20 protein-coding genes, 1 pseudogene and 1 other annotated feature are annotated in these 22579 nt (G+C 38.8%); of the genes and pseudogenes, 5 read left to right on the top strand and 16 right to left on the bottom strand.

The genetic code is table 11. The annotated features are described in order from the left end of the window. Window positions 1-59 precede the first annotated feature (59 nt). From E2626_RS15085 to E2626_RS17285, 3 genes and pseudogenes are all read left to right on the top strand, one after another. Window positions 60-461: a globin domain-containing protein gene (locus E2626_RS15085; RefSeq protein WP_134382642.1), complete on the top strand. Its 402-nt coding sequence runs from the start codon at window positions 60-62 to the stop codon at window positions 459-461. Beyond that, window positions 455-1350: pseudogene (locus E2626_RS15080) on the top strand (ClpXP adapter SpxH family protein). The gene E2626_RS15085 and the pseudogene E2626_RS15080 overlap by 7 nt, the downstream one beginning before the upstream one ends. Window positions 1351-1561: 211 nt before the next feature. Next, the gene (locus E2626_RS17285) at window positions 1562-1735 is read left to right on the top strand and encodes a hypothetical protein (RefSeq protein ID WP_166786847.1); all 174 of its coding nucleotides are present in this window, start codon (window positions 1562-1564) and stop codon (window positions 1733-1735) included. Between the two features lie 171 nt (window positions 1736-1906). Here the strand turns inward: E2626_RS17285 and pepF are convergent, their stop codons facing one another. The 6 genes from pepF to E2626_RS15050 all read right to left on the bottom strand — a co-directional run bounded on the left by pepF (window position 1907) and on the right by E2626_RS15050 (window position 9001). Then, entirely contained in the window at window positions 1907-3724 is a 1818-nt protein-coding gene (gene pepF, locus E2626_RS15075; protein WP_134382640.1) for an oligoendopeptidase F, read from the bottom strand. A gap of 62 nt (window positions 3725-3786) precedes the next feature. Next, a complete protein-coding gene (locus E2626_RS15070; RefSeq protein WP_134382638.1) occupies window positions 3787-4986 on the bottom strand; it encodes a competence protein CoiA in 1200 nt (399 codons plus the stop codon). A 69-nt stretch (window positions 4987-5055) separates the two neighbouring features. Then, entirely contained in the window at window positions 5056-5712 is a 657-nt protein-coding gene (mecA, locus tag E2626_RS15065) for an adaptor protein MecA (protein ID WP_134382636.1), read from the bottom strand. A gap of 475 nt (window positions 5713-6187) precedes the next feature. Then, a complete protein-coding gene (gene spxA, locus E2626_RS15060; protein WP_039808451.1) occupies window positions 6188-6583 on the bottom strand; it encodes a transcriptional regulator SpxA in 396 nt (131 codons plus the stop codon). Window positions 6584-6855: 272 nt separating this feature from the next. Further along, window positions 6856-7428 carry a GNAT family N-acetyltransferase gene (locus tag E2626_RS15055; protein ID WP_134382634.1) on the bottom strand — a complete coding sequence of 191 codons (573 nt, stop codon included), beginning with the start codon at window positions 7426-7428 and terminating at the stop codon, window positions 6856-6858. Between the two features lie 382 nt (window positions 7429-7810). Continuing rightward, window positions 7811-9001: a putative glycoside hydrolase gene (locus E2626_RS15050; protein ID WP_424955141.1), complete on the bottom strand. Its 1191-nt coding sequence runs from the start codon at window positions 8999-9001 to the stop codon at window positions 7811-7813. A 260-nt stretch (window positions 9002-9261) separates the two neighbouring features. Then, window positions 9262-9472: a binding site (T-box leader), on the top strand. A 72-nt stretch (window positions 9473-9544) separates the two neighbouring features. Between E2626_RS15050 and trpS the strand changes: the two genes are divergently transcribed. Further along, the gene (gene trpS, locus E2626_RS15045; RefSeq protein ID WP_134382632.1) at window positions 9545-10540 is read left to right on the top strand and encodes a tryptophan--tRNA ligase; all 996 of its coding nucleotides are present in this window, start codon (window positions 9545-9547) and stop codon (window positions 10538-10540) included. Between the two features lie 13 nt (window positions 10541-10553). Here the strand turns inward: trpS and E2626_RS17580 are convergent, their stop codons facing one another. From E2626_RS17580 to E2626_RS15005, 9 genes are all read right to left on the bottom strand, one after another. Further along, entirely contained in the window at window positions 10554-10769 is a 216-nt protein-coding gene (locus E2626_RS17580) for a YuzI family membrane protein (RefSeq protein ID WP_481808268.1), read from the bottom strand. Between the two features lie 91 nt (window positions 10770-10860). Further along, a complete protein-coding gene (opp4C, locus tag E2626_RS15040; RefSeq protein ID WP_134382630.1) occupies window positions 10861-11766 on the bottom strand; it encodes an oligopeptide ABC transporter permease in 906 nt (301 codons plus the stop codon). Between the two features lie 15 nt (window positions 11767-11781). Next, window positions 11782-12750: an oligopeptide ABC transporter permease gene (gene opp4B, locus E2626_RS15035; protein WP_134382628.1), complete on the bottom strand. Its 969-nt coding sequence runs from the start codon at window positions 12748-12750 to the stop codon at window positions 11782-11784. 34 nt (window positions 12751-12784) lie between these two features. Further along, the gene (gene opp4A / locus E2626_RS15030; protein ID WP_134382626.1) at window positions 12785-14545 is read right to left on the bottom strand and encodes an oligopeptide ABC transporter substrate-binding protein; all 1761 of its coding nucleotides are present in this window, start codon (window positions 14543-14545) and stop codon (window positions 12785-12787) included. A gap of 31 nt (window positions 14546-14576) precedes the next feature. Further along, window positions 14577-15590, bottom strand: a complete 1014-nt coding sequence (locus tag E2626_RS15025) for an ABC transporter ATP-binding protein (RefSeq protein WP_424955140.1) — start codon at window positions 15588-15590, stop codon at window positions 14577-14579. Further along, window positions 15587-16615, bottom strand: coding sequence for an ABC transporter ATP-binding protein (locus E2626_RS15020; protein WP_134382624.1), 1029 nt, complete (start codon window positions 16613-16615; stop codon window positions 15587-15589). The genes E2626_RS15025 and E2626_RS15020 overlap by 4 nt, the downstream gene beginning before the upstream one ends. A 339-nt stretch (window positions 16616-16954) precedes the next feature. Further along, window positions 16955-18190: a beta-ketoacyl-ACP synthase II gene (gene fabF / locus E2626_RS15015; protein WP_134382622.1), complete on the bottom strand. Its 1236-nt coding sequence runs from the start codon at window positions 18188-18190 to the stop codon at window positions 16955-16957. Window positions 18191-18244: 54 nt separating this feature from the next. Further along, a complete protein-coding gene (locus E2626_RS15010; protein WP_134382620.1) occupies window positions 18245-19180 on the bottom strand; it encodes a beta-ketoacyl-ACP synthase III in 936 nt (311 codons plus the stop codon). Between the two features lie 164 nt (window positions 19181-19344). Continuing rightward, complete coding sequence (locus E2626_RS15005; protein WP_134382618.1) at window positions 19345-19527, bottom strand: ComZ family protein; 183 nt, start codon at window positions 19525-19527, stop codon at window positions 19345-19347. 139 nt (window positions 19528-19666) lie between these two features. Between E2626_RS15005 and E2626_RS15000 the strand changes: the two genes are divergently transcribed. After that, a complete protein-coding gene (locus E2626_RS15000; RefSeq protein WP_134382616.1) occupies window positions 19667-19852 on the top strand; it encodes a YjzD family protein in 186 nt (61 codons plus the stop codon). A gap of 35 nt (window positions 19853-19887) precedes the next feature. Here the strand turns inward: E2626_RS15000 and clpB are convergent, their stop codons facing one another. Continuing rightward, window positions 19888-22467 carry an ATP-dependent chaperone ClpB gene (gene clpB / locus E2626_RS14995; RefSeq protein WP_134382614.1) on the bottom strand — a complete coding sequence of 860 codons (2580 nt, stop codon included), beginning with the start codon at window positions 22465-22467 and terminating at the stop codon, window positions 19888-19890. Window positions 22468-22579: the final 112 nt, after the last annotated feature.

The following is a 22579-nucleotide window of genomic DNA, read 5'->3' as shown; positions in this document are numbered from 1 at the left end:
GAAATGTCTGTTGCTACAATAGTTATACATTCGAACTACGAGCGTAAAGGGGTTTTATTATGACTGAACAGACTAAAACACCATACGATATCATTGGTGAAGCTAAACTGACTGAACTCATTCACGCTTTTTATACAAGAGTTGGCAATCACCCGAAGCTTAAATCTATTTTTCCTGAAGATCTCACTGAAACTGCACGCAAACAAAAGCAGTTTCTCACACAATACCTTGGAGGACCCCAGCACTACACCGAGGAGCACGGTCATCCGATGTTAAGGGCCAGACACATCCCACATGAAATTACACCCTCACGAGCCGAAGCATGGTTAAATTGCATGGATGCAGCGATGGATGAAACCGGACTTGAAGGAGAACTGCGGGATGCTTTGTATTATCGGCTGTCACTGACAGCTAAGCATATGGTTAACACTCCTGAATATGATGAAGGTGATCAATGTTGAGCGCAAAAAAATGGACAGATGCCAGCTGGTATAACCAAGATCAAAAGCCTCTGGAAATTTATTTATTTATCGATCCGCTAAGCTCAGATTGCTGGGCTCTGGAGCCGAAAATTAAGAAGCTATTATTAGAATACGAACCATATGTACGAATTAAGCATATTTTAAGCAGCAGTCTTGACACACTAAATTGTCAGACTGAAAAGAAACGCAAAGAAATTGCCAAGTCATGGGATGAAACTGCTAAGAAATTGCCAAGTCATGGGATGAAACTGCTAAGAAATCAGGAATGCCCTGCGACGGAAGTCTATGGATGAAAAATCCTGTTGAATCCCCTTTTCTTGCCTCTGTTGCGGTGAAAGCAGCTGAAATGCAAGGGAAAAAAGCAGGCAGCAGATTTCTAAGATCTATACAGGAACAACTATTCGTAGAACAAAAAAATATTTCTGACTACGACGTACTGTTGCAATGTGCTGAAAAGTCCAGGCTTGACCTGGATGAATTTACTCATGACATGCATTCTGCAACAGCTTCAAAAGCTTTTCAATGTGACGTTAAAATCGCCAGTGAAATGGAAGTTCATAGTACACCTACTTTAGTTTTCTTTAACGAAAACATTGAGGATGAAGGAATTAAAGTAGATGGGTTATATCCATATGATATTTATTCTCAAATTGTTGAACAAATGCTTGAAACTAAGCCTTCAAAAAAAGAGCTTCCCTCTGTTGAGGAATTTTTAATAAGATTTAAAATAGCAGCTACTGTAGAAGTAGCCGAAGTTTATGACCTCTCATTAAAAGAAGCAGAAAAGATATTAAAAAAGTTGATGTTTAATAAGAAAGTAGAAAAAATCGAAGCATCTAATGGTACTTTTTGGCGTTATATCTTTTAATCTTTCATAACGAAAAGGCCCTCACAAATGTGAGGGCCTTTTCTTACGAACAAAGGGGATGGGAGAAATTTTTCACGGTCAAACAAAGGGGTATATGTTTGTATGTGATCAATTTCACACCCTCATCTTATCATGTATTTACAAGTGTGACAAGTAAATTGGGTCTAAAACTGTTTGAAAATCATATAAATATCTACAGGAGGCACTTAGTATGAAGTTTTTAAGGATGATCTTAATATTTGTACTTATTCCATCAGCTTTCGTCTATCATTTATTTGCCTTGATGGAAATTTATTCAGTTACGCTGTCTTCTCTATTTCTATTCACAGCAATTACTGCATTACTGTGGACATTTTATCACCCACGGCGATTCAGAGGAAAATAAAAAAGCAGGTCAGTCGTTTTCCAGGGGATAAACGTAGACCTGCTTTTTTTCTATTCGCTTTTATTAAAAAATCAACTGCAAATTTTCTTTTCCCGTACACACGGATAAACGGCCATGAGGCGGTTCAAGCTGCTTTAATCACCCGTTAAGCCAAATATAGAATGGTTACACTTATTTTTCTAACAATGCTTCCATTTCATTCAGCTTCTCTTCAAAAACTTTACACGCCTCTTCTATTGGCTGAGCAGTTGTCATATCTACTCCTGCTTTTTTAAGTACTTCAATTGGATAGTCTGAGCTGCCCGCCTTCAGAAACTTATTAATGTACTCTTCTACCGCCGGTTCACCTTCGTCAAGAATCTTCTTACTCAACGCAGTAGCAGCACTATATCCTGTCGCATATTGATAAACGTAGTAATTGTAGTAGAAATGAGGGATTCTTGCCCATTCAAGCCCTATTTCTTCATCCACAATCAGCTCATCACCAAAATATTTCTTATTTAATGCATAGTATTCTTTCGTCAAAGAGTCCGCAGTAAGTGCTTCTCCTTCTTGTGCCATTTGATGAATTTTATGTTCAAATTCAGCAAACATTGTTTGTCTGAAAACTGTGCCTCTGAAGCCTTCGAGGAAATTATTAAGAATATACAGACGTTTTTTCTCATCATCGATTGTTTCCAGCAGGTGATCATTCAGCAATGCTTCGTTACATGTTGATGCAACCTCAGCTACGAAAATAGAATATCCGCTGTCATGGTACGGCTGATTTGCTCTTGAGTAGTAGCTGTGCACACTATGCCCAAATTCATGCGCAAGTGTGAACAGGTTATTTACGTTATCCTGCCAGTTCATCAGAATGTAAGGATTAGTCCCAAAAGCACCAGATGAATATGCACCGCTTCTTTTTCCTTTGTTTTCTTCAACGTCCACCCATCTGTTGGACAAGCCCTCTTCCAGCACATTGCGATATTCAGTTCCAAGCGGCTTTAATCCATCTACCATCAATTGCTTGGCTTCATCGTAAGATACCTTCATCGCTGCATCCTTAATCAAAGGTGTATAAAGATCATACATATGCAATTCATCAAGTCCTAGTACCTTTTTACGCAATTTTACATAACGATGAAGAAGATGAAGATTTTTATTGATTGTCCCAACAAGATTTTCATATACATCTTCCGGTATGCTGTTGTTTGAAAGTGCAGCATGTCTTGCAGATTGATAATTTCTGATTTTTGCAGAAAAATTATCTTTTTTAATTTGACCGCCGAGTGTGGAAGCAAATGTATTACGGAACTTGCCATATGTTTCGTATACCGCTTTGAACGCATCACGCCTTACACGCTGGTCACCACTCTCGAGAAAATTGATAAATCTCCCGTGAGTAACTTCAACTTCTTCTCCATTTTCATCTTTAATTGTCGGGAAAGTCAGGTCTGCGTTGTTTAACGTACCAAATGTATTTGCGGATCCGTTCAATACCTCAGATGCTTCAGCTAACAGCGCTTCCATTTCTGCAGTTAAAACGTGCGGCCTTTGAGCATTGATAACCTCAAGCGAATGTCTGTATGTTTCGAGTTCTGGCTTTTCTTCAAGAAATGCATCAATTTTTTCTTCTTCAATTGATAAAATTTCTGGCAGCATAAATGCAAATGCACTACTTACCTGGGAAACTATGTTTTTAGCCCTGTCGTCCATGCCTTGATAAGTTGAATTTCCTGTGTCCTGATCGTGACGCATATGTGAATATGTATAAAGTCTCTCGAGACGCTCCATCACTGCATCCTGGAACTGCAGCGCATTGTAAAAGGAATCTGCACTGTCACTTAAAGTCCCTTTAATCTGTTCTGCTTTCTTTGATTCTTCAAGAATCTCTTTAGATTCCTGATGCCAGTCTTCATCTGTTGCAAAAACCAATTCTAAATTCCACGTTAATTCTTCCGGCACTTCATTTCGTTCTTTTAATTTTTTTACCGTCTGGCTAGACATATTGCTCCCCCTATCATTACTTGAACTTTCTTTATTTTCTCTTTTTTTAAATAAAGTTGCAACTATCTTCTATTATATTCCTGCAAAATGTTATTTATAAAGGTTTTGTGAAACCCGCTTACTTTTTCTGCTCTGTTTTGTGCTGATATATTTTCACTTTCATTATTTATTTTAAGCGTATATACATCTCCTTTTTTTATTACCACATCACAAATAATCAAGAGCTTTAACAATTCATCAACAGTTTTGTCTATAAAATTTATAGGCAAAGGTTCTTGAAATGTTCTTTTCAAGATTATGCGGTGATCAATCAATTTTTTTAATTCTCCCAGAAGTATCTCTCTGGAAAATAATTGAGATTTTTTCATCGCTAAAAATAAGTATAGTTGCCACTCCATCGGTGAAGAGTAATAGTAAATATTGCTTCTTAATAGAAGGCCCACCCATGAAGGTGTCTGAAAAACTGAACTCCCAGTCGTATATATTCTTATCATCAAAGGGTCTTTAATATTTCTTCGATATTTAAATACATTTAAAATCCATTTTTCATTCATCTTCACATGAACATCATACATTTCCTTTGTAGCTGACATTAATAAAAGAGGGAATGAAGGAAAGGTTACTTTATCCTGAGGGAAAACAGAGCGTGAGGTATAAAATAAGGATTTACTAAGAGGAATGATGTGATCCACCACAGTGAAAGATTGGTTGGAGGCAGAATACATAATTAAAAAATATTGATCCAGATATGTGGAATACTTAATGAATTGCTGGGTAAATGGAGTAAGTTTTACTAAATTTGATTTTGAGAGGAGCTCTGAAGGTAATAACCAAAATGGAATAAGTCCCATTTCCCTATAATCTGAGGATCGTTTTTGTTGAAGTTCAGAAGATATTACTGAACACTGAAATTCAACCGCGAATTCATGTCTTCCGGATTTGACACTAATGTCTGTTCTTCTGTGAATTGGCTCATATGATTTCTCAAGCTCTGTCGAAAAAGATTGAAGTTGAAACCACTTATTAAGTTCAGTCTTCGCATTTAGATGTGCATTTGATTCTCCTTCGGAAAAACCTGAACATTGTGCGATTGATTTGTGAGCAAAATGAGGCATAACTTTTTGACCTGATTTCAATATTACCGGGGATTTGCATAGCGGACATCTATAAGCATGTTTTCGAAGCGAGGCAATTCTTTTACTGTTATACCTTTCTAAGTATAATGATACGGCATCTCCCTGAAGTGTTTCAGCAATGAGCATAACTTTCCTCCTTAAAAAAAACTGTACTGTAAGCTCCAAATGGTTTCGAAACGTACAGTACAGTGGCTATTAACTGAAGTATTGTGTGACCTGGTTGAATACCTGTTCTTTCATAATTACTTTTCCATACTCTTCAAGCCTGTGCACGGTAACGTTTGATTCTTTTCCATACTCAAATAATAAGCTTGAAAGGTTTTCAAAGTCTTCTTCTTCAAACTGATTTTCCGGAAATTCAATATACGTGTAATAGTGGTTTTCATAAGAGAAAAGTTTTGTTATTAAACGGTCTTCTCCAGCAAACCTTTTTGATAGTGAAATGACATCTTCAAAATCATGAAAACGAATAACCAGCTTCATTTCCATGTCTTCCTGCTGATCATCTTCCATATCAAAATGCTGGTCAAGATAGTCTTCAATTTGATTAGAAAGTCCAGCAGCATTTTTATCATCCTGCATTGGCAGTTCGAACTTTTGACCATCTTTAGTTACTTGAGCTTTTGTTACAAGGATTTCAAGACCTTTTTCAAGTGCCTGGACCTGAATCCAAAGTGGACCTTCAACAGTGAAATCTTCTTCCTGATGAACTTCATCCATCATTTCCCAGAAGAGCTCTTCACTTTTATCCCGGTTATACCAGATTTCTTCTCTGTCAAAACCTCTGTCCTCTATATCTCCGTATGAAATATAGAATTTCACAGTGTGATCATTAATGCGTTCAATTTCCATCTTTCAACTCTCCCTTCCTATGTGTTGGATGAAGGGAATCTCCCCCCTAGTCATAGGTAGTACAATCTTACTCAAAGAATAGGGTGATCTTTCTACTCTTATATTGTATGATAATTCTGCCATAAAGGGAAATTATATGGCGTCTAATTATTTAGCTGATTGTCATTTGAGTGTAGACTATTACATCAATTATTTCAAGCAGTGAAGCTTACCTGAAATGGAGAATGAGAAAATTAAGAAGGCTGCAGACATTTACAAAAGTCTGCGGCTTTCTAACACCACAACAGCACGAGACTCCTCATATTAAGCCATAAGGGTCACGTCGTTCTCACCCGGCACATGAGTATGAGTGTCCGGAATTATTTAGATGTTATCTGATCAGATATTAAAATTTACTTATCATTTAGCTTATAGAAAAAGACTTGTCCTATTACTGAAAAGGGACAAGTCTTTGTTATTAGATATGACTTAAAAATTAATTAACCATTTTTTGTGCTTCAAGAAGCTGGAAAGTACGTACTTTTCTTGGCAGGAATCTTCGAATTTCATCTTCATTATAGCCAACCTGAAGACGTTTCTCATCCATAATAATTGGACGTCTCAAAAGACCCGGATTTTCCTGAATCAATTCGAACAGGTCCTGCAATGGCAGAGATTCTAAGTCGACGTTCAGTTTTTGAAAGATTTTCGATCTGGTAGAAATAATCTCATCTGTTCCATCTTCAGTCATTCGAAGTACCTCTTTGATTTCCTCAATACTTAAAGGTTCAGAGAAGATATTTCTTTCTGTATATGGAATCTCATGTTCTTCCAACCAGGCTTTAGCTTTCCTGCATGATGTACAGCTAGGTGAAGTGAACAACGTTACCATGAACCATTCACACTCCCTCAATTAAAAAATTTTTCAAACGATATCTTAAACAAATTGATCTCTAGATTAAAATCGTTTTAAAAAGATATCTTAAATTCATTATACACAAGTAAGTAGGATTTGAATAGAGCCTTAACGAAATTGTCATATTAAAGTGATATAAGCATATATAATACTGTCCTAGTCTCATTATTCCCGATTTCGATACAATTAAACATCAGTTAAACAATTCATTTATTTCATTCTCATTTAAATTCTTTTAATTGAAAATGCTAAATTTCTTTCAGTACATCTTCTGCATTTTCACGATCTTTTTTCAGGACCTGATCCACAGGTTCATATTCATCTCCATAAAATTTAGTATCTTTATATGTGTGAATATCCTGGTACGTTTTTTTCATTGCCTGATAAATTAATTCTTCACTTTCATCTTCCGGAGCCCAGTATAATATCTCCATAGAATTAACTTCATTTGTGGCTAACGAACGGCGGTTATATCCGATTGAGGTGGCGTGCTGGAATCCTGCTCTTTTATAAAAGCGCAGCCGTTTTTCAGTATCAGTATCTTCATAGTCAACAGGTTCAACTTCCAGAATGATTGGCTTATTTTTGTCTTTCAATTTATCAATAAGCTTTCCGCCAAGCCCTTCTCCCCTTGCACTGCCGGATACAAATAAATAATCGATAAATATAAAATTTTCTGTTTCAACAAACATTAGTACATGTTTGGGACCTTCATCTTTATGATAAATATCACTTCGTTCTTTTAAAAGCGTTTCCATATGTTCGCGTGATTTCATTTCTTCTACTGGAAAGTAATCACTTAATTTTTCATACCAATGCATGATATGTCCCCTTTCGGTATTAAAAAGTGTTGGTTGTTTGAGAGGTATTATTGTCGAGGGTAATTAACTATATTATTATACCCTTATTTACACAATTTAAACTTGTTAATTGATATTATTTTTAGTAAGAAGCTATTTCATACAGTTTGAATCTAAGCTCTTTTGAAGTTGTCTATTGATTTCTGTTTCAGGGGACTCGCAGCCGGGCAATGAGCCAATCAGGCTCTGACTGTCTCACCTGTCACCTCCAGCCCATATGGCCCCTTCCGCTCAAATCATCAGCTGTGCAAAAACAACATTGGGCTTTAACATAGCTAAATCTAAAAACAGAAACCGGCACAAAAAAGATGTGCCGGTTTCTGTGATGTTTTTCTCATGTTGTTTACGGCAAATAATCTACTCCGCCTGTGTAAGTGTTTCCTGCATTCCATAATAGAAATTCATTTATCCCATTATCATATAAGGCATCAATCTGGGCTTTCACCTCATTCGGGCCGTATACCAGATAATTACCGGCACCAAGGTAAGATGCAGTGAAATCCTGTATCCATGGTCTTGATACTGGTGGATTTTCCAATTCAGCGAGCTTTGCATTTTCAACTTTCGCATATTCGGCAATAAGGTTATATGGTTCAAGATCCGGCTTTGCAATTCCAAAATAAGATGTCCAGTGACTTGGATAAATCATAGAGGAAATGACATCAACATGCTCTGAGATCCGGTTAAAGTTTTGACCAATTCCCGGAGCTTCAGGCAGTGTTGCAGAATATCCGAAGATATCTACAGATACTTCAACATCATAAGGTTCAAGCTGATCAGACGCATATTCAACAAAATCTGTTACAGCATCGACTCTTTCATTTGTATCATCGCTTCCATCATCCGTGTACTCTCCTGTATCATATGTCAGAATATCGTCCCTTGTTTCGAAACCTTCAGGAAAGCGGACATAGTCAAATTGAATTTCCTGGAATCCCATTTTAGCAGCTTCTATCGCAATTTCAATATTATAATCCCATACTTCTTTTAAGAATGGATTTACAAATGCCTCTCCCCGGCCATTTGCCCATACCGAACCATTTTCCTGGAAAGATAAGTCAGGGCGGTTTTCAGCCAAAACAGAATCTTTAAATACAACAATTCGGGCAATCGGATAAACTTCATGCTCTTCTAACGTTTCAAGCATTTCACGTGGTTCTTTAATGTAAGGCTGTCCTATATCATAAAACTTAGAATCTTCTTCTGGCATATACGTTAAATAACCGTGATCTTCTTTAATGTCTACTACCATTGCATTAAGATCAGTATTGTCCATCAAATCAAGTAATGTTTGAAATCTTTCTCCTCCGGCAGAATGGCCAGTTACATATATACCTCTGACAGCATCAGGGTATTCAAAGTTCAGACCTGAATCATAGACAAACCGGGGCATTGATTCCGGGAATTCTTTTTGCTGTTGTAAAATTTCACGAATTTGATGTTGTTTTTCCTGTTGTGATTCTGCATTTACGTCAGTATTAAATACTGCCAGAGCTAAAATTGCAACGCTTGCAGAAGTTGCGATGTATTTCAATGACACGTTTACCTCTCCTACCAACTCATTTTTATGTACCTTTTTATTCTAACAAGTAATATTAGTAAAAGAAACGACATATTGAATTATTTTGTTAATTATTTCTGAATTTACATCATTTGTTCTCATAACTTTAAACATTGATGATTGCTACATACTCTTCCATGGGATCTGGTCAGGTAGAAACATACTTTTAATAGGGATTTTTCTAAAATGATTGATTAGATCTCCTGAATTGGATTATAATTGTTTTAATATCATTAAAGGCTGAGATAAAGATTAGTAACTGCCCGAATGTTTCCCAGAGAGTCTGCGGTTGGTGCAAGCAGACATTCATCAGCAGTGAATGGACTTTGGAGCCTCTTTAGCGAATGTAAATTAGTTAAAGGCGTATCGCTCTGCGTTATGAGCTTTAAGTGGCAGTATAATACTGCAATAAGGGTGGCACCGCGGAAAAAATCCGTCCCTTCCTATTAACTATGTTTAATAGGAAGGGACGGATTTTTTTATTTTGTCCCAATCACGAAGGAGAGGAAGTTTTTTATGAAAACAATTTTTTCAGGAATTCAGCCCAGCGGCACAATCACACTGGGGAATTATATTGGCGCTATGAGGCAGTTTGTAGATATGCAGGAGGATTACGATTGTTACTTTTGTGTAGTGGACCAGCATGCAATTACAATGCCTCAGGATCGCCTTGAATTAAGAAAAAATATTAAGAGTCTGGCTGCGATGTATATTGCAGTTGGTTTAAATCCTGAAAAAGTAACATTATTCATTCAATCTGAAGTTCCTGCACATGCTCAGGCGGGATGGATGTTACAATGCGTTTCTTATATTGGCGAACTGGAAAGAATGACACAGTTTAAAGATAAATCTACCGGTAAGGATGGAGTGTCTGCAGGACTATTAACATATCCTCCTCTTATGGCAGCTGATATCCTTCTGTACAAAACCGATATAGTACCTGTTGGTGAGGATCAGAAACAGCACTTGGAACTTACAAGAGATTTAGCTGAACGTTTCAATAAAAAATATAATGACATTTTTACGGTTCCGGAAGTGAGAATTCCGAAAACTGGAGCAAGAATCATGTCTCTGCAGGATCCGCTAAAAAAAATGAGCAAATCTGATGCAAATGCGAAAGGTTTTATCTCAATGTTAGATGAACCTTCCCAAATCACTAAAAAAATTAAAAGTGCAGTGACTGATTCGGAAGGAATTGTGAAATATGATAAAGAGAACAAACCAGGCATCTCAAATCTGATTTCAATTTATTCTATCTTAACTGAAAAAACGATCTCTGAAATTGAAGAGTCTTATAACGGCAGAGGTTATGGTGACTTCAAGTCGGAATTGGCTGAAGTAGTTGTAGAACATATAAAACCGATTCAGGATCGATATTATGAACTGATGGACTCAGAAGAACTTGATGACATTCTTGATCTGGGTGCAGAAAAAGCCAATTTTACTGCCGGTAAAATGGTGAAGAAAATGGAAACTGCTATGGGATTAGGAAGAAAGCGCAAGAAAAAATAAGATATTGATCCAACTAAGAAGTCCGGCTCTTGCCGGATTTTTTTAATGTAGACAGATGAATGAACAAAATGCCTAACGGTATCCCGTAAGTTTCAGTATGGCTGAATAAATATTTGATGTATTCTAAAGACGTATTCCCTGATGGAATTAAGTTTAGGAAAATCATACTATGTATAAATCCCGAACAAAGCATCATGAACCCTGCTATGTAAATGCAAAATCTGATCATCATTTAACACCCCGTGTTAATATATGCTGTTTTTATAAAAATCATTTCCCAGGAAATGAAAAAGCACCTCCCGAGAGAGATGCTTTTACAATTAACGGTTTGACTTTGGATTAAATGCATCCTTCAAGCCTTCACCGATAAAGTTGATTGATAATATTGTAATCGTCAAAATGATTGCCGGTGGCATCCAGATCCACGGTTTGTTTGCTAATACGTCAGATTCCTGTGAAGCGGAAAGCATATTCCCCCAACTCGGGATAGTCTGAGGTACACCGAACCCAAGGTAACTTAAACCTGATTCAGCAACAATCAGCCCGGCAAACAGAATGGTTGACTGAACAATAATTGTTGATAGCACGTTAGGCAGCAAGTGCTTAATGATTACTTTAGATGGTTTACAACCGATTGAAACTGAAGCCAGTATATACTCATTTTCTTTTTCTGCAAGAATTTTACTTCTCACGATACGGGCAACTCCGCCCCAACTGAGTAAACTGATCACAACAATGAGGATTGTCAATCCATCTACATAGCCACGGAAAATCGCACTAAGTACAATTACGAATACAAGGAATGGGAAGTTAAGAACGAAATCTGTGAAACGCATTAAAGCTGAGTCAACAATTCCGCCATAAAACCCTGCGATTGAACCGACAATTGTGCCAAACAATACAACCAATGCTGTACATGCCATACCTACAAGCAATGACACACGTCCACCATACAACAGACGTGTAAATACATCACGACCTGATTTATCAGTACCCAGCCAGTGATCACCACTTGGTTCCAATGTCATTTGCATAATATTTACTTTTGAAATATCAGCAGTTGTGATAAATGGTGCTAAAAATGAAATGATAATTACTGTCAACAAGAAAAAACTGCTGATCATAGCGAGTTTATTTCTCAAAAACTTACGTCTGGCTATTGCCCAAGGAGACATATTAATGGTTTTTTCCTGTGACTTGTTTGAATCTGCTGTTACGTTTACCATTGAATAATTCCTCCTTTATGAATCCAGACGTATTCTTGGATCAACAACACCATACAAAATATCAGCAATCAGGTTTCCTACTAATGTCAAAGTTGAAAGCATCATTGTAATAACCATTAGTGTTGGATAGTCACGATTTGTTACAGACTGCAGGAATAATTGTCCGATTCCCGGGTAAGTAAAAATTGTTTCCGTGATAATCGCGCCACTGATGAGTGTTGCAATATCAAAGCCAAGAAATGTGACAAGCGGGATAATCGAGTTACGCATGATATGAACATTATAAATCTTAGATGTTGGAGTACCTTTTGCACGAGCTGTACGTACAAAGTCTTTTCTGCTGTTTTCAATAATGTCATTTCGTAAAAACTGCGTATAACTGGCAGTAGCTAATGCTCCTAAAACAATAGCCGGCATGATCACATGGTGAATACGGCTTAGCCAATAATCAAATGTGCCGGGTTGCAGCGTTGGATCTACTGAGCCTGAATAAGGAATCCAGCCAAGGTTAAAGGAGAAGAAATAGATAGCGAATACTGCGGCGATAAAGGATGGTATGGCCAGACCAAGGTAGTTCAGACCACCAATAATATTATCTCCGAAAGTATACGGCTTTCTTCCTGCATATATCCCCATTGCAAAGGCTAAGATATACGTAATTACAAGTGATGTCACACCCAAGAATATCGTATTAGGAATTCTTTCTGCTACTAAGTCTGCTACAGGTACTTTATATCGTGTTGATTTTCCAAAATCACCTTGTGTAAATCCGCCAACCCATCTGAAATACTGAACAATAATTGGATCGTTATAACCCAGTCTTTCACGCATTTCTTCTATGTACTCAGGGTCCGTGTTATTCGGATCAATCTCCCCACTTAGCGAATCTCCCGGCATTGCTTTCGCCAGGAGAAACACTACGAAGGAGATAAGGAGAAGCATTGGAATCATACCGATTATTCGGCGAATTGTATACTTTAACATAGATACTCTCCTTATCAATCTTTACTGCAAAATATTATTGAGCGATAGACCATTCGTGCGGGCTGTTAGCACCTGAAACGTCATACTCAACGTTTTCAACACGGCTGCTAAGTGCAACGATTTCTTCAAGCTGTGCGATGAAGATCATCGGAACATCTTCTGCAATCATTTTCTGCCATTCAACATACAGGTCTTTACGTGCTTCCTGATCGTCACCTACAATTTCAATATCAAGTGCGTCAGCAAGAAGCTTGTCAGACTCTTCATTTTTGTAACGTGGGTAGTTCCAAAGCTGGTCAGATCCCCATAGTGCAGTTGGATCCGGATCAGCGCCAGTTCCCCAGCCACCGAAGAATGTTTCGATTGATGGATCATCTTTTTCGATCATATCGTAGTAAAGGTTTACTTCTGCCATTTCAAGTTCAGCATTGATACCAACTTCCTGCCAGAACTGAACAATTGCCTGTGCACGCGTTTCAAATGTCGGGTTACCAGTAGCATAGTGTGAGAATTTAGCAACAAACTCTTCACCATTCGGATCTTCTACAAATCCGTCGCCATTTGTATCTTCATATCCAGCTTCAGCAAGAAGTTCTTTTGCTTTTTCAGGATCATAGTCGTAAGTTGCAAGTTCTTCAGGGTCAGCTGCAATCCAGTGGCTTGATGGTACTGGACCATTTACAGGAGAACCATATCCGAAGAAGAATGCATCAATCCAAGTTTGACGGTCAATCGCATGTGCCATTGCTTTACGAAGATTCACATCAGCATACTTTTCTTTATCTTCAACGATTTCATTTGTTTCTGAATTGAATGTTCCAAGCTTAAATCCTACATAGTAATAAGAAAGACCTGGGTAAGTTACTACTTCTACATTATCAAGTGCTTCTACTTCCTCACCATTTACAGGCTGTAGAGAGATCATATCGATATCGCCATTACCTAGCGCACCAACAGTTGTTGTATTGTCGATTACTTGAACGTTAATCCCATCAAGGTTAGCAGGACCTTTCCAGTAATCATCAAATCTTGTCATGATAACTGCTTCACCAGGAGTAATGCTGTCAACTTTGAATGGTCCAAGACCAACTGGCTTTGTACGTACCTGCTCAGAAGCTGACATTTCAGCAACCGGAATACCTTCGAATTGCGCACGGCTCATAGGATATGCCCATACGTTTACAAGGTTGTTTACACGAGCTTTATCGAAAGTTACTTCGATGTTATAGTCATCAATTACGTTAAGACCGGAAATGCTGTCAGCTTCACCATCGCGGTATGCTTGAGCACCTTCGATTGTTTGAACGTTAGCAAAACGTGGTCCATCATAGTCAGGATCTGCAATTGTTTCAAGTGCGAATACCCAGTCATGTACTGTTAATTCAACACCATCATGCCACATTACACCTTCTTCAAATGTGAATGTGAATGTTTGGTTATCTTCTGTTTCCCATGTTGCAAGGTTTGGTTCAGGTGCAAGGTTCTCGTCATACTGAATGAGTCCCTCATCAAATAGAGCAAGGATGTCTGCATCAGTTACGATACCGTAGAATGCCCAGTTGAAAAGGCCTTCTGGAGCAGAATCTACACCATATGTAAGTGTTCCACCCTGTTGTGCTTCGCCTGAAGCTTCATCGTCTTCGGATCCTTCATCTTCAGTACCATCATCAGGTGTTTCTGTTTCAGTGTCATTTTCTGCTGGTTCTTCAGCATTTTCTCCTGAGCTACATGCTGCTAAAAATGCAGATAGCACAAGAAGCAATGTAAGCATCAGCAATAGCGATTTCTTTTTCATTAATGTTTCCCCCCAAAATTGTTTGTTTTTCTTAGTACAGAATGCAAGCTACGTGGTGACCAGGTTTCACCTCCTTTAAAGCAGGCTTGATTTCAGCACATTCCGCTTTTGCCATTGGGCAGCGCGTATGGAATGGACAGCCTGAAGGCGGATTAGCAGGTGAAGGAACATCACCCTGAAGGACAATACGTTCTTTCCGCTTCTTTGGATCTGCTTCAGGTATAGCTGATATGAGTGCCTGAGTGTATGGATGAAGCGGCTCAGCATATAAGCTTTTGTTGTCTGCCACTTCTACCATATTGCCAAGATACATAACCCCGATTCTGTCACTCATATGTTTAACAACACTGAGGTCATGGGCAATAAATAAGTAGGTAAGATCAAATTCGTCCTGAAGCTCTTTCAGCAGGTTAAGCACCTGTGACTGAACAGATACATCCAGAGCTGAAACAGGCTCATCGGCTACAATCAGCTTTGGCTTCAGCGCAAGTGCTCTTGCTATACCGATTCTCTGTCGCTGACCCCCTGAAAACTCATGGGCGTACTTGTCATATGCTTCAGCCGGCAGTCCAACTCTTCCAAGCAGCTCAAGAATTTCAGGCTTCAACTCTTTCTTGCTGACTCTGCGATAATTGCGAATCGGCTCAGAGATAATATCTCCAACACTCTGAGTTGGATTCAGAGAAGCATAAGGATCCTGAAAAACCATTTGAAAATCCTGTCTTGCTTTTCTAAGAGCGTTACCTTTAATTTTTGTAATGTCTTTACCATCAAAAAGGATTTTTCCTTCAGTAGGTGTTAATAGTCTGAGAATTGTGCGGCCGGTTGTAGATTTTCCACATCCGGATTCACCAACAAGACCCATTGTTTCACCTTTTTTAATCTGAATATTGATGTCATCAACAGCTTTAACATTACCAATTGTCCTTTTTAAGAACCCGCCTTTTATCGGGTAATAAGTCTTGAGGTTTTGGATATCCAGTAATATTTCTTTTTCAGTTTCAGGCGGCTGAGCGGCTGTTTCGCGCGTTTCCGTCATGTTCATCTGTCACCCACCCTTTCAGGCTGTTTACTGTTTTCATATAAAATACATGCAACTTCATGCCCCGGATCGTCTTCAGCAAGCAATGGAGTGATTTGTGTACACTCGGGCATAGCTTTCGGACACCTGTTAGCAAATCTGCACCCCACCTGAGGCATTTTCTGAATAGAAGGTACAAGTCCTTCTATCGTCGCAAGTGTTTCCTGATTTTCATCCATTTTTGGAATTGCATTCATGAGCAGCTGAGTATATGGATGTTTAGGATCTTCGAATAGTGTGATTACATCCGTTCTTTCCACGATTTTACCTGCATACATAACAATAACCTCGTCACAGATTTCCGAGACGACGCCGAGATCATGCGTAATCATGATAATTGCCATATCGTTCGCTTCTTGTATATCTTTCAGTAGTTCAAGTATCTGTGCCTGAACCGTTACATCCAGTGCAGTTGTAGGCTCATCTGCAATCAGCAGCTTAGGCTGACAGGCGATTGCCATTGCAATCATTACACGCTGTCTCATGCCACCCGAAAGCTGGTGAGGATATTCTTCAACGATGCTCTCAGGTCTTGGTATCCCAACACTCTTCAATAATGCAATACTTTTCTTTCTTGCTTCCTTCTTATCAATATTCTCATGATTAAGAAGTACTTCTTCTATCTGATAACCGATTGTAAAAACCGGGTTAAGTGCAGTCATTGGTTCCTGGAAAATCATCGAGATATCTTTACCGCGAATTTTGTTCATTTCGCGTTCAGACAGATTTTCAAGGTTTCTGCCTTCAAACTTAATTTCGCCTCCTCTGACCTTACCGATCCCCTGAGGAAGAAGCTGCATAACTGACAGTGACATTACACTTTTACCGCAGCCGGATTCTCCGACTATTCCGACAATTTTTCTTTTGTCGACTTTCAAGGAAACTTTTTCAACAGCGTTGTAATAATTCTTACCAATTTTAAACCCTGTCTGGAGTTCCTTGATCTCTAAAAGTGGTGTCTCATTTTGTCCTGCCGTTTTTCTAACCATTTGAACACCTCTAATATTTCTTATTTTCAATCAATTTATATTATTTGTATAAAATACTATTACAGATAGATTACAATATCAACTTGTTTTTTCAAAATCTTTTCAATTATTCACTCCCTCATTGTAATTAACGTTGATTTTAAAGGGTTTTGTCGAATAAAAAAATTTCAAAAAATATTTTCACATTCGAAATTTCGGCATAATATTAACAATACTTTATTATTTAAATAACTTTAATAGGTAAAATGAATTATATTACAATAGGATGCATGAATATTCATTCATATTCATAGTAATAGCGGGGCTGCTATTTGCAAACCCCGCCTTGGTATCTGTATTTTATTCATACTTTTTAAAAACAATTGTTGCATTGTGTCCACCAAATCCGAGCGAATTACTTAGTGCCGCCTGGACTTGTTGTTCACGTGCAGTGTTAGGTATATAGTCCAGATCACAGTCAGGATCTGCTTCCTCAAGGTTGATTGTTGGAGGCAGTACACTATTCTTAAGTGCAAGCACTGTGAATATCGCTTCCACTCCACCTGCAGCTCCGAGCAAATGTCCTGTCATAGATTTAGTTGAACTGATACCAAGATGATAAGCATGTTCACCAAACACTTCTTTAATTGCCATTGTTTCATATTTATCGTTATAAGCTGTACTTGTTCCATGGGCGTTTATATAACCGATCTCTTCAGGCTTTAAACCGGCGTCTTCAAGTGACTGCTTCATTGCACGTACACCGCCCTCACCACCAGGTGCAGGAGCTGTAATATGGTATGCATCACCTGTAGAACCATATCCGGTAATCTCTGCGTAAATTTTGGCACCTCTTGCAAGCGCATGTTCAAGTTCTTCTAAAATAAGAATTCCTGCGCCTTCACCCATCACAAACCCGTCCCTGTTCTTATCAAATGGACGGCTGGCTTTTGTCACATCATCATTTAAAGTTAAAGCTGTATTGGCAACAAAACCTGCCATTGCCATTTGAGAAATCGGAGCCTCTGCCCCGCCTGTGACCATGGCATCAGCATCTCCACGCTGTATGACTTTAAATGCATCACCAATTGAATTTGTTCCGCTCGCACACGCTGTTACTGTACAGGAATTCATTCCTTTTGCCCCAAGGTCAATGGACACTTGTCCAGCTGCCATATCAGGAATCATCATTGGAACAAAAAACGGGCTTACCCGCTTATAACCTCTCTTTTGGAACGTTTCAAACTGTTTTTCAAATGTTTCCATTCCGCCAATCCCGCTTCCGATCCATACACCGATCCGATCGGCATTTGATGCAATATCGAGTGCAGAATCTTTCACTGCCTCACGTGATGCCACAATTGCATAATGTGTAAAACGGTCCATTTTCCGTGCTTCTTTTCTTTCTATATGATCTTCAATATTAAAGTCTTTTAATTCTGCTACAGCCTTGGCAGGAAACTCTTCCTGATTCAGCCTCGTTAATTCTCCGATTCCTGATTTCCCGTTAATAATACTCTGCCAGGATGTTTCCACGTCATTTCCTACTGGTGATACCATTCCCAGTCCAGTTACGACCACACGTCTTTTTGTCATGATTGTCATCTCCTACTTAAATAATAGATCAAGCATTATTGTATTTAGAAAACGTTATTTCCCCCATCGCATCGCAATGGCACCCCAGGTTAATCCGCCGCCAAAGCCGACCATTACTAACAGGTCACCATCTTTTATACGTCCGGCTTCGAGGTCCTCCACAAGCGAAATGATGATAGATGCTGCTGAAGTATTTCCATACTTATTCACAGTCATTGACATCTTTTCAATAGGTAATTCAAGTCTTTGTCTGGCTGCTTCCATAATTCTGATATTCGCCTGATGCGGTATCAGATAGTCAACATCTTCTTTTGTTAAACCGGCTTTTTCAAGTACATTTATACTGGATTCACCCATTTGGCGCACAGCAAATTTGAAAACTTCTCTGCCGTTCATATATAACCCTTCTTCAGCCTGATAGAGGTGTTTACCACCAGAACCATCAGCCCCAAGTTCAAAAGATAATATACCCTTTGAATCGTCTACAGGACCTAGAAGCATTGCACCTGCCCCATCACCGAAAAGCACTGCAGTATTACGGTCATCCCAGTTCGTGATCTTCGTTAATTTTTCAACACCTACTACTAAGATTCTTTTATAACCGGCGTTTTCAATAAACTGTTTTGCAGTTACCATGCCGTATATAAACCCAGCACATGCTGCTGAAATATCCATTGCCGAAGCCTTATTGGCACCCAGTTTTTCCTGAAGTATTGTAGCTACTGAAGGAAACGGTCTGTCAGGTGTAACTGTCGCTACCAGAATCATATCCAGATCTTCACCTGGGACATCTGCATCTTTTAAAGCTTTTAGCGCTGCTTCATAGGCCATATCAGATGTATTCACATCATCTGCTGCATATCTTCTTTCTTCAATTCCGGTTCGTGTACGGATCCATTCATCTGATGTATCCATCTGCTTTTCCAAATCGAAGTTTGTCACAACTTTTTCAGGTAAATAACGCCCTACTCCTAATGCACCTGCACGCATATATCTTCCTTCTTTCTAATGAATTTTCATTGAATATGATCAAATATTATGAGTTGGTACTAATATTATATGATAATCTTATTCTTTTCAACTTCTGAATAGAATCCTGACTTCATTTAATAGAAAAAAACCCAGTCACTTTTAAGAGCGTCTGGGCTTATTTTTTATTTAGTTGCATCTGCTTTTCCAAGTTCATATGCATCATTCATCGCTTTTGCGAAAAGTGACATAAATGGCTGCAGTGATTCTACTGACACTTCAATTCCTGCCTCTTCCATTTTAGCTTTAGCTTCAGGTAGGTATTTCATTGCAATCTGCATAAATTCCATCGTTTTATCATCTGCCATTTTACTCTCTCCTTCATGTTCTATCTATTACGCTTCCATCATAACTGAAATTGAAGACGATTTCATCGATTGTACATTTCTTTTCTTAAAAATTGTGCTAAAATGAAAGCGATGTATTTTCTGAAATGAGGTGAATCCTTTGACATACTTCTGGACATTTTTCTGGACGTTTTTATTAACTCATATGATGGCTTACGTTGTAAGTTCTATGAATGGCGTTCCTTATGAATTTATGACGGCTACGATCATATCGGTCATCGTAACTGTATTACTATTCATTCTTGGTACAATCATTCCTAAACCGCAGCCCGCGGAACACCACTAAAAAATCATGATCCCCATTTACAGGGATCATGATTTTTAACTATTTTCGATCAATACATACTGATCGTCTTCCCGTTGAATTGTAATATGACTGTACGCTTTAACATTCCCTCTAAGCAGTTCCTTCGCAAGCAACGTCTCCACTTCTTTCTGTATATAACGCTTTAGTGGTCTCGCTCCAAATGATGGGTTGTAAGCTGTTTTCGCAATATATGCAACTGTATCATCTGACAGTTCCAGCGTAATGTGCTGTTCAGACAACCTTCTTTGAAGTTCTTCAACCATTTTATAGACGATTCCTTTCATATGCTCTTCATTTAAAGGATTAAAGAGAACGATATCATCCATCCGGTTCAGAAGCTCCGGTCTGAAATGACGATGCAGCTCTCCCATGACAAGCTCTCTTGCATGCTCAGGATCCCCGGACTGTTCAAGCAAATGACTGGACCCTATATTTGATGTCATAATGATAATCGTATTTTTAAAGTCAACTGTCCGCCCTTTAGAATCAGTGATTCTGCCTTCATCAAGCATCTGTAAAAGAATGTTGAACACTTCAGGGTGTGCTTTTTCTATTTCATCAAGCAGGATCACAGAGTACGGCTTTCTTCTGACTGCCTCTGTCAGCTGACCGCCTTCTTCATATCCAATATATCCGGGCGGTGCGCCGATCAGTCGTGAAACAGCATGTTTTTCCATATACTCTGACATGTCTATTCTAATCATTTGTTCTTCACTGTCGAATAATGTAAATGCTAATGATTTGGCCAATTCCGTTTTTCCGACTCCTGTAGGTCCCAGGAAGATAAATGATCCGATCGGCCGGTCAGGGTCTTTAATTCCTGCACGCGCTCTTAAAACGGCTTCTGTTACTGCTGTCACTGCTTCCTGCTGGCCGATCACTCTCTCCTGGAGAGTGTCTTCGAGTCTCAATAACTTTTGGCGTTCTTCTTCAATTAATCTGGTGACAGGAATGCCAGTCCAACGTGCAACGATCGAAGCGATTTCTTCTTCTGAAACTTCTTCTCTCAGCAATCTGTTTTCGTCACGTGACGTTTCATTTTCAAACTCAAGTGCTGTAATTTCTTTTTCAAGCTTAGGAATATGTCCATGTTTCAGCTCTGCTGCTTTTGATAAATCATAGTTGTTTTCAGCTTCTTCAAGTTCTCTTCTTAACTTATCCAGCGCTTCTTTTTTCTCCTGTACTGCAACAAGAGACTGTTTCTCATTTTCCCACTTTGCTTTCATTACTTCTGCCTGTTGTTTCAATTCAGTAAGCTCAAGACGGAGTTTTCTAAGACGTTCTGTGCTTACTGTATCATTCTCTTTTGCCAGTGCTTCCTCTTCAATTTCAAGCTGCATGACTCTGCGGAATGCTTCATCAAGCTCCTGTGGCATGGAGTCAATTTCAGTCCGGATCATCGCGCAGGCTTCATCGATTAGATCTATCGCTTTATCAGGAAGAAATCGATCAGTGATATAACGTTCCGAGAGCTTTGCAGCAGCAACGATTGCACGATCGTGAATCCTTACTCCATGATGAAGTTCAAACCGCTCTTTCAATCCCCGCAATATTGAAACTGTATCGGCTTCATCAGGTTCATGGACCATAACCTGCTGGAATCTGCGTTCAAGTGCCGGATCTTTTTCAATATATTGCCTATGTTCATTTAACGTGGTGGCACCAATACAATGTATTTCACCTCTTGCAAGCATCGGCTTTAGCATATTTCCGGCATCCATAGACCCTTCCGTTTTACCTGCGCCAACAATGGTATGAAGCTCATCTATGAACAAAATGATCTGACCGTCACTATTCTTCACTTCTGCCAGAACAGCCTTTAGTCTCTCTTCGAATTCTCCTCTGAATTTTGCACCTGCAACTAAAGCGCTCATATCAAGTTCAAAAACGATCTTGTCTTTCAGCCCTTCCGGCACGTCTTTTCTGACAATCCGCTGAGCCAGCCCTTCAACGATTGCTGTTTTACCAACCCCCGGTTCACCGATAAGTACAGGATTATTTTTCGTTTTTCGTGATAAGATCCTGATCACATGTCTGATTTCAGCATCCCGTCCAATGACAGGATCCATTTTTCCTTTTTTCACTTCTTCCACCAGATCACGGCCATATTTAGTCAGTGCTTCATATGCTACTTCAGGATTTTGGCTCGTCACTCTTCTTCCTCCTCTTATCTTATCTACTACTTTTTTCAGCTCTGAAGATCCGCTGCTATTTTCTAATACATATTTCACAACATTTAGATGAGTCAACTTCAGCAAACCGATCATTAAATGTTCTATCGAAAGAAATTCATCAGTATAGTCATTCATAACCTCTTCCGATTTTTTCAGCCAGACTCCTACGTCTCCTGTAAATACTGGATCGTATCGATCTGCATAAATGATTGGAAAAGAAGATAGTCTCTCAGATAGATATTGTTTTAAATCGGGCACAGATACATCCATGCCCGAAAATATGCGCACCGTAAAATCATTATCTGTCAGAGCTGATAGTACATGTTCTATTTCAACAGAAGAATGTTTGCTGTCCAAAGCCAGCTGCTTTCCTTCTGTAAACGCATCCTGAACACTATAAGTCATTTGATCCAGTTTCATCAGATCACTCCTTTGACCTTCTTTGACCTTTTGTTATATTTTATCATTGTTTTCATCAAATTGTAAAGAAGAACTGCTTTACATCCGTTCTCTTCGGTGGTTAAATTAAGAG

It is taken from the genome of Jeotgalibacillus salarius (assembly GCF_004405125.1).
Classification (GTDB): domain Bacteria; phylum Bacillota; class Bacilli; order Bacillales; family Jeotgalibacillaceae; genus Jeotgalibacillus; species Jeotgalibacillus salarius.
This window is presented reverse-complemented; position numbering and strand designations above follow the sequence as displayed.

Coding starts and splice junctions, on each gene's coding strand:
- E2626_RS15085 (WP_134382642.1), top strand. CDS start 60: ATGACTGAACAGACTAAAACACCATACGATATCATTGGTGAAGCTAAA.
- E2626_RS17285 (WP_166786847.1), top strand. CDS start 1,562: ATGAAGTTTTTAAGGATGATCTTAATATTTGTACTTATTCCATCAGCT.
- pepF (WP_134382640.1), bottom strand. CDS start 3,724: ATGTCTAGCCAGACGGTAAAAAAATTAAAAGAACGAAATGAAGTGCCG.
- E2626_RS15070 (WP_134382638.1), bottom strand. CDS start 4,986: ATGCTCATTGCTGAAACACTTCAGGGAGATGCCGTATCATTATACTTA.
- mecA (WP_134382636.1), bottom strand. CDS start 5,712: ATGGAAATTGAACGCATTAATGATCACACTGTGAAATTCTATATTTCA.
- spxA (WP_039808451.1), bottom strand. CDS start 6,583: ATGGTAACGTTGTTCACTTCACCTAGCTGTACATCATGCAGGAAAGCT.
- E2626_RS15055 (WP_134382634.1), bottom strand. CDS start 7,428: ATGCATTGGTATGAAAAATTAAGTGATTACTTTCCAGTAGAAGAAATG.
- trpS (WP_134382632.1), top strand. CDS start 9,545: ATGAAAACAATTTTTTCAGGAATTCAGCCCAGCGGCACAATCACACTG.
- E2626_RS17580 (WP_481808268.1), bottom strand. CDS start 10,769: ATGATCAGATTTTGCATTTACATAGCAGGGTTCATGATGCTTTGTTCG.
- opp4C (WP_134382630.1), bottom strand. CDS start 11,766: ATGGTAAACGTAACAGCAGATTCAAACAAGTCACAGGAAAAAACCATT.
- opp4B (WP_134382628.1), bottom strand. CDS start 12,750: ATGTTAAAGTATACAATTCGCCGAATAATCGGTATGATTCCAATGCTT.
- opp4A (WP_134382626.1), bottom strand. CDS start 14,545: ATGAAAAAGAAATCGCTATTGCTGATGCTTACATTGCTTCTTGTGCTA.
- E2626_RS15025 (WP_424955140.1), bottom strand. CDS start 15,590: ATGAACATGACGGAAACGCGCGAAACAGCCGCTCAGCCGCCTGAAACT.
- E2626_RS15020 (WP_134382624.1), bottom strand. CDS start 16,615: ATGGTTAGAAAAACGGCAGGACAAAATGAGACACCACTTTTAGAGATC.
- fabF (WP_134382622.1), bottom strand. CDS start 18,190: ATGACAAAAAGACGTGTGGTCGTAACTGGACTGGGAATGGTATCACCA.
- E2626_RS15010 (WP_134382620.1), bottom strand. CDS start 19,180: ATGCGTGCAGGTGCATTAGGAGTAGGGCGTTATTTACCTGAAAAAGTT.
- E2626_RS15005 (WP_134382618.1), bottom strand. CDS start 19,527: ATGGCAGATGATAAAACGATGGAATTTATGCAGATTGCAATGAAATAC.
- clpB (WP_134382614.1), bottom strand. CDS start 22,467: ATGAAACTGGATCAAATGACTTATAGTGTTCAGGATGCGTTTACAGAA.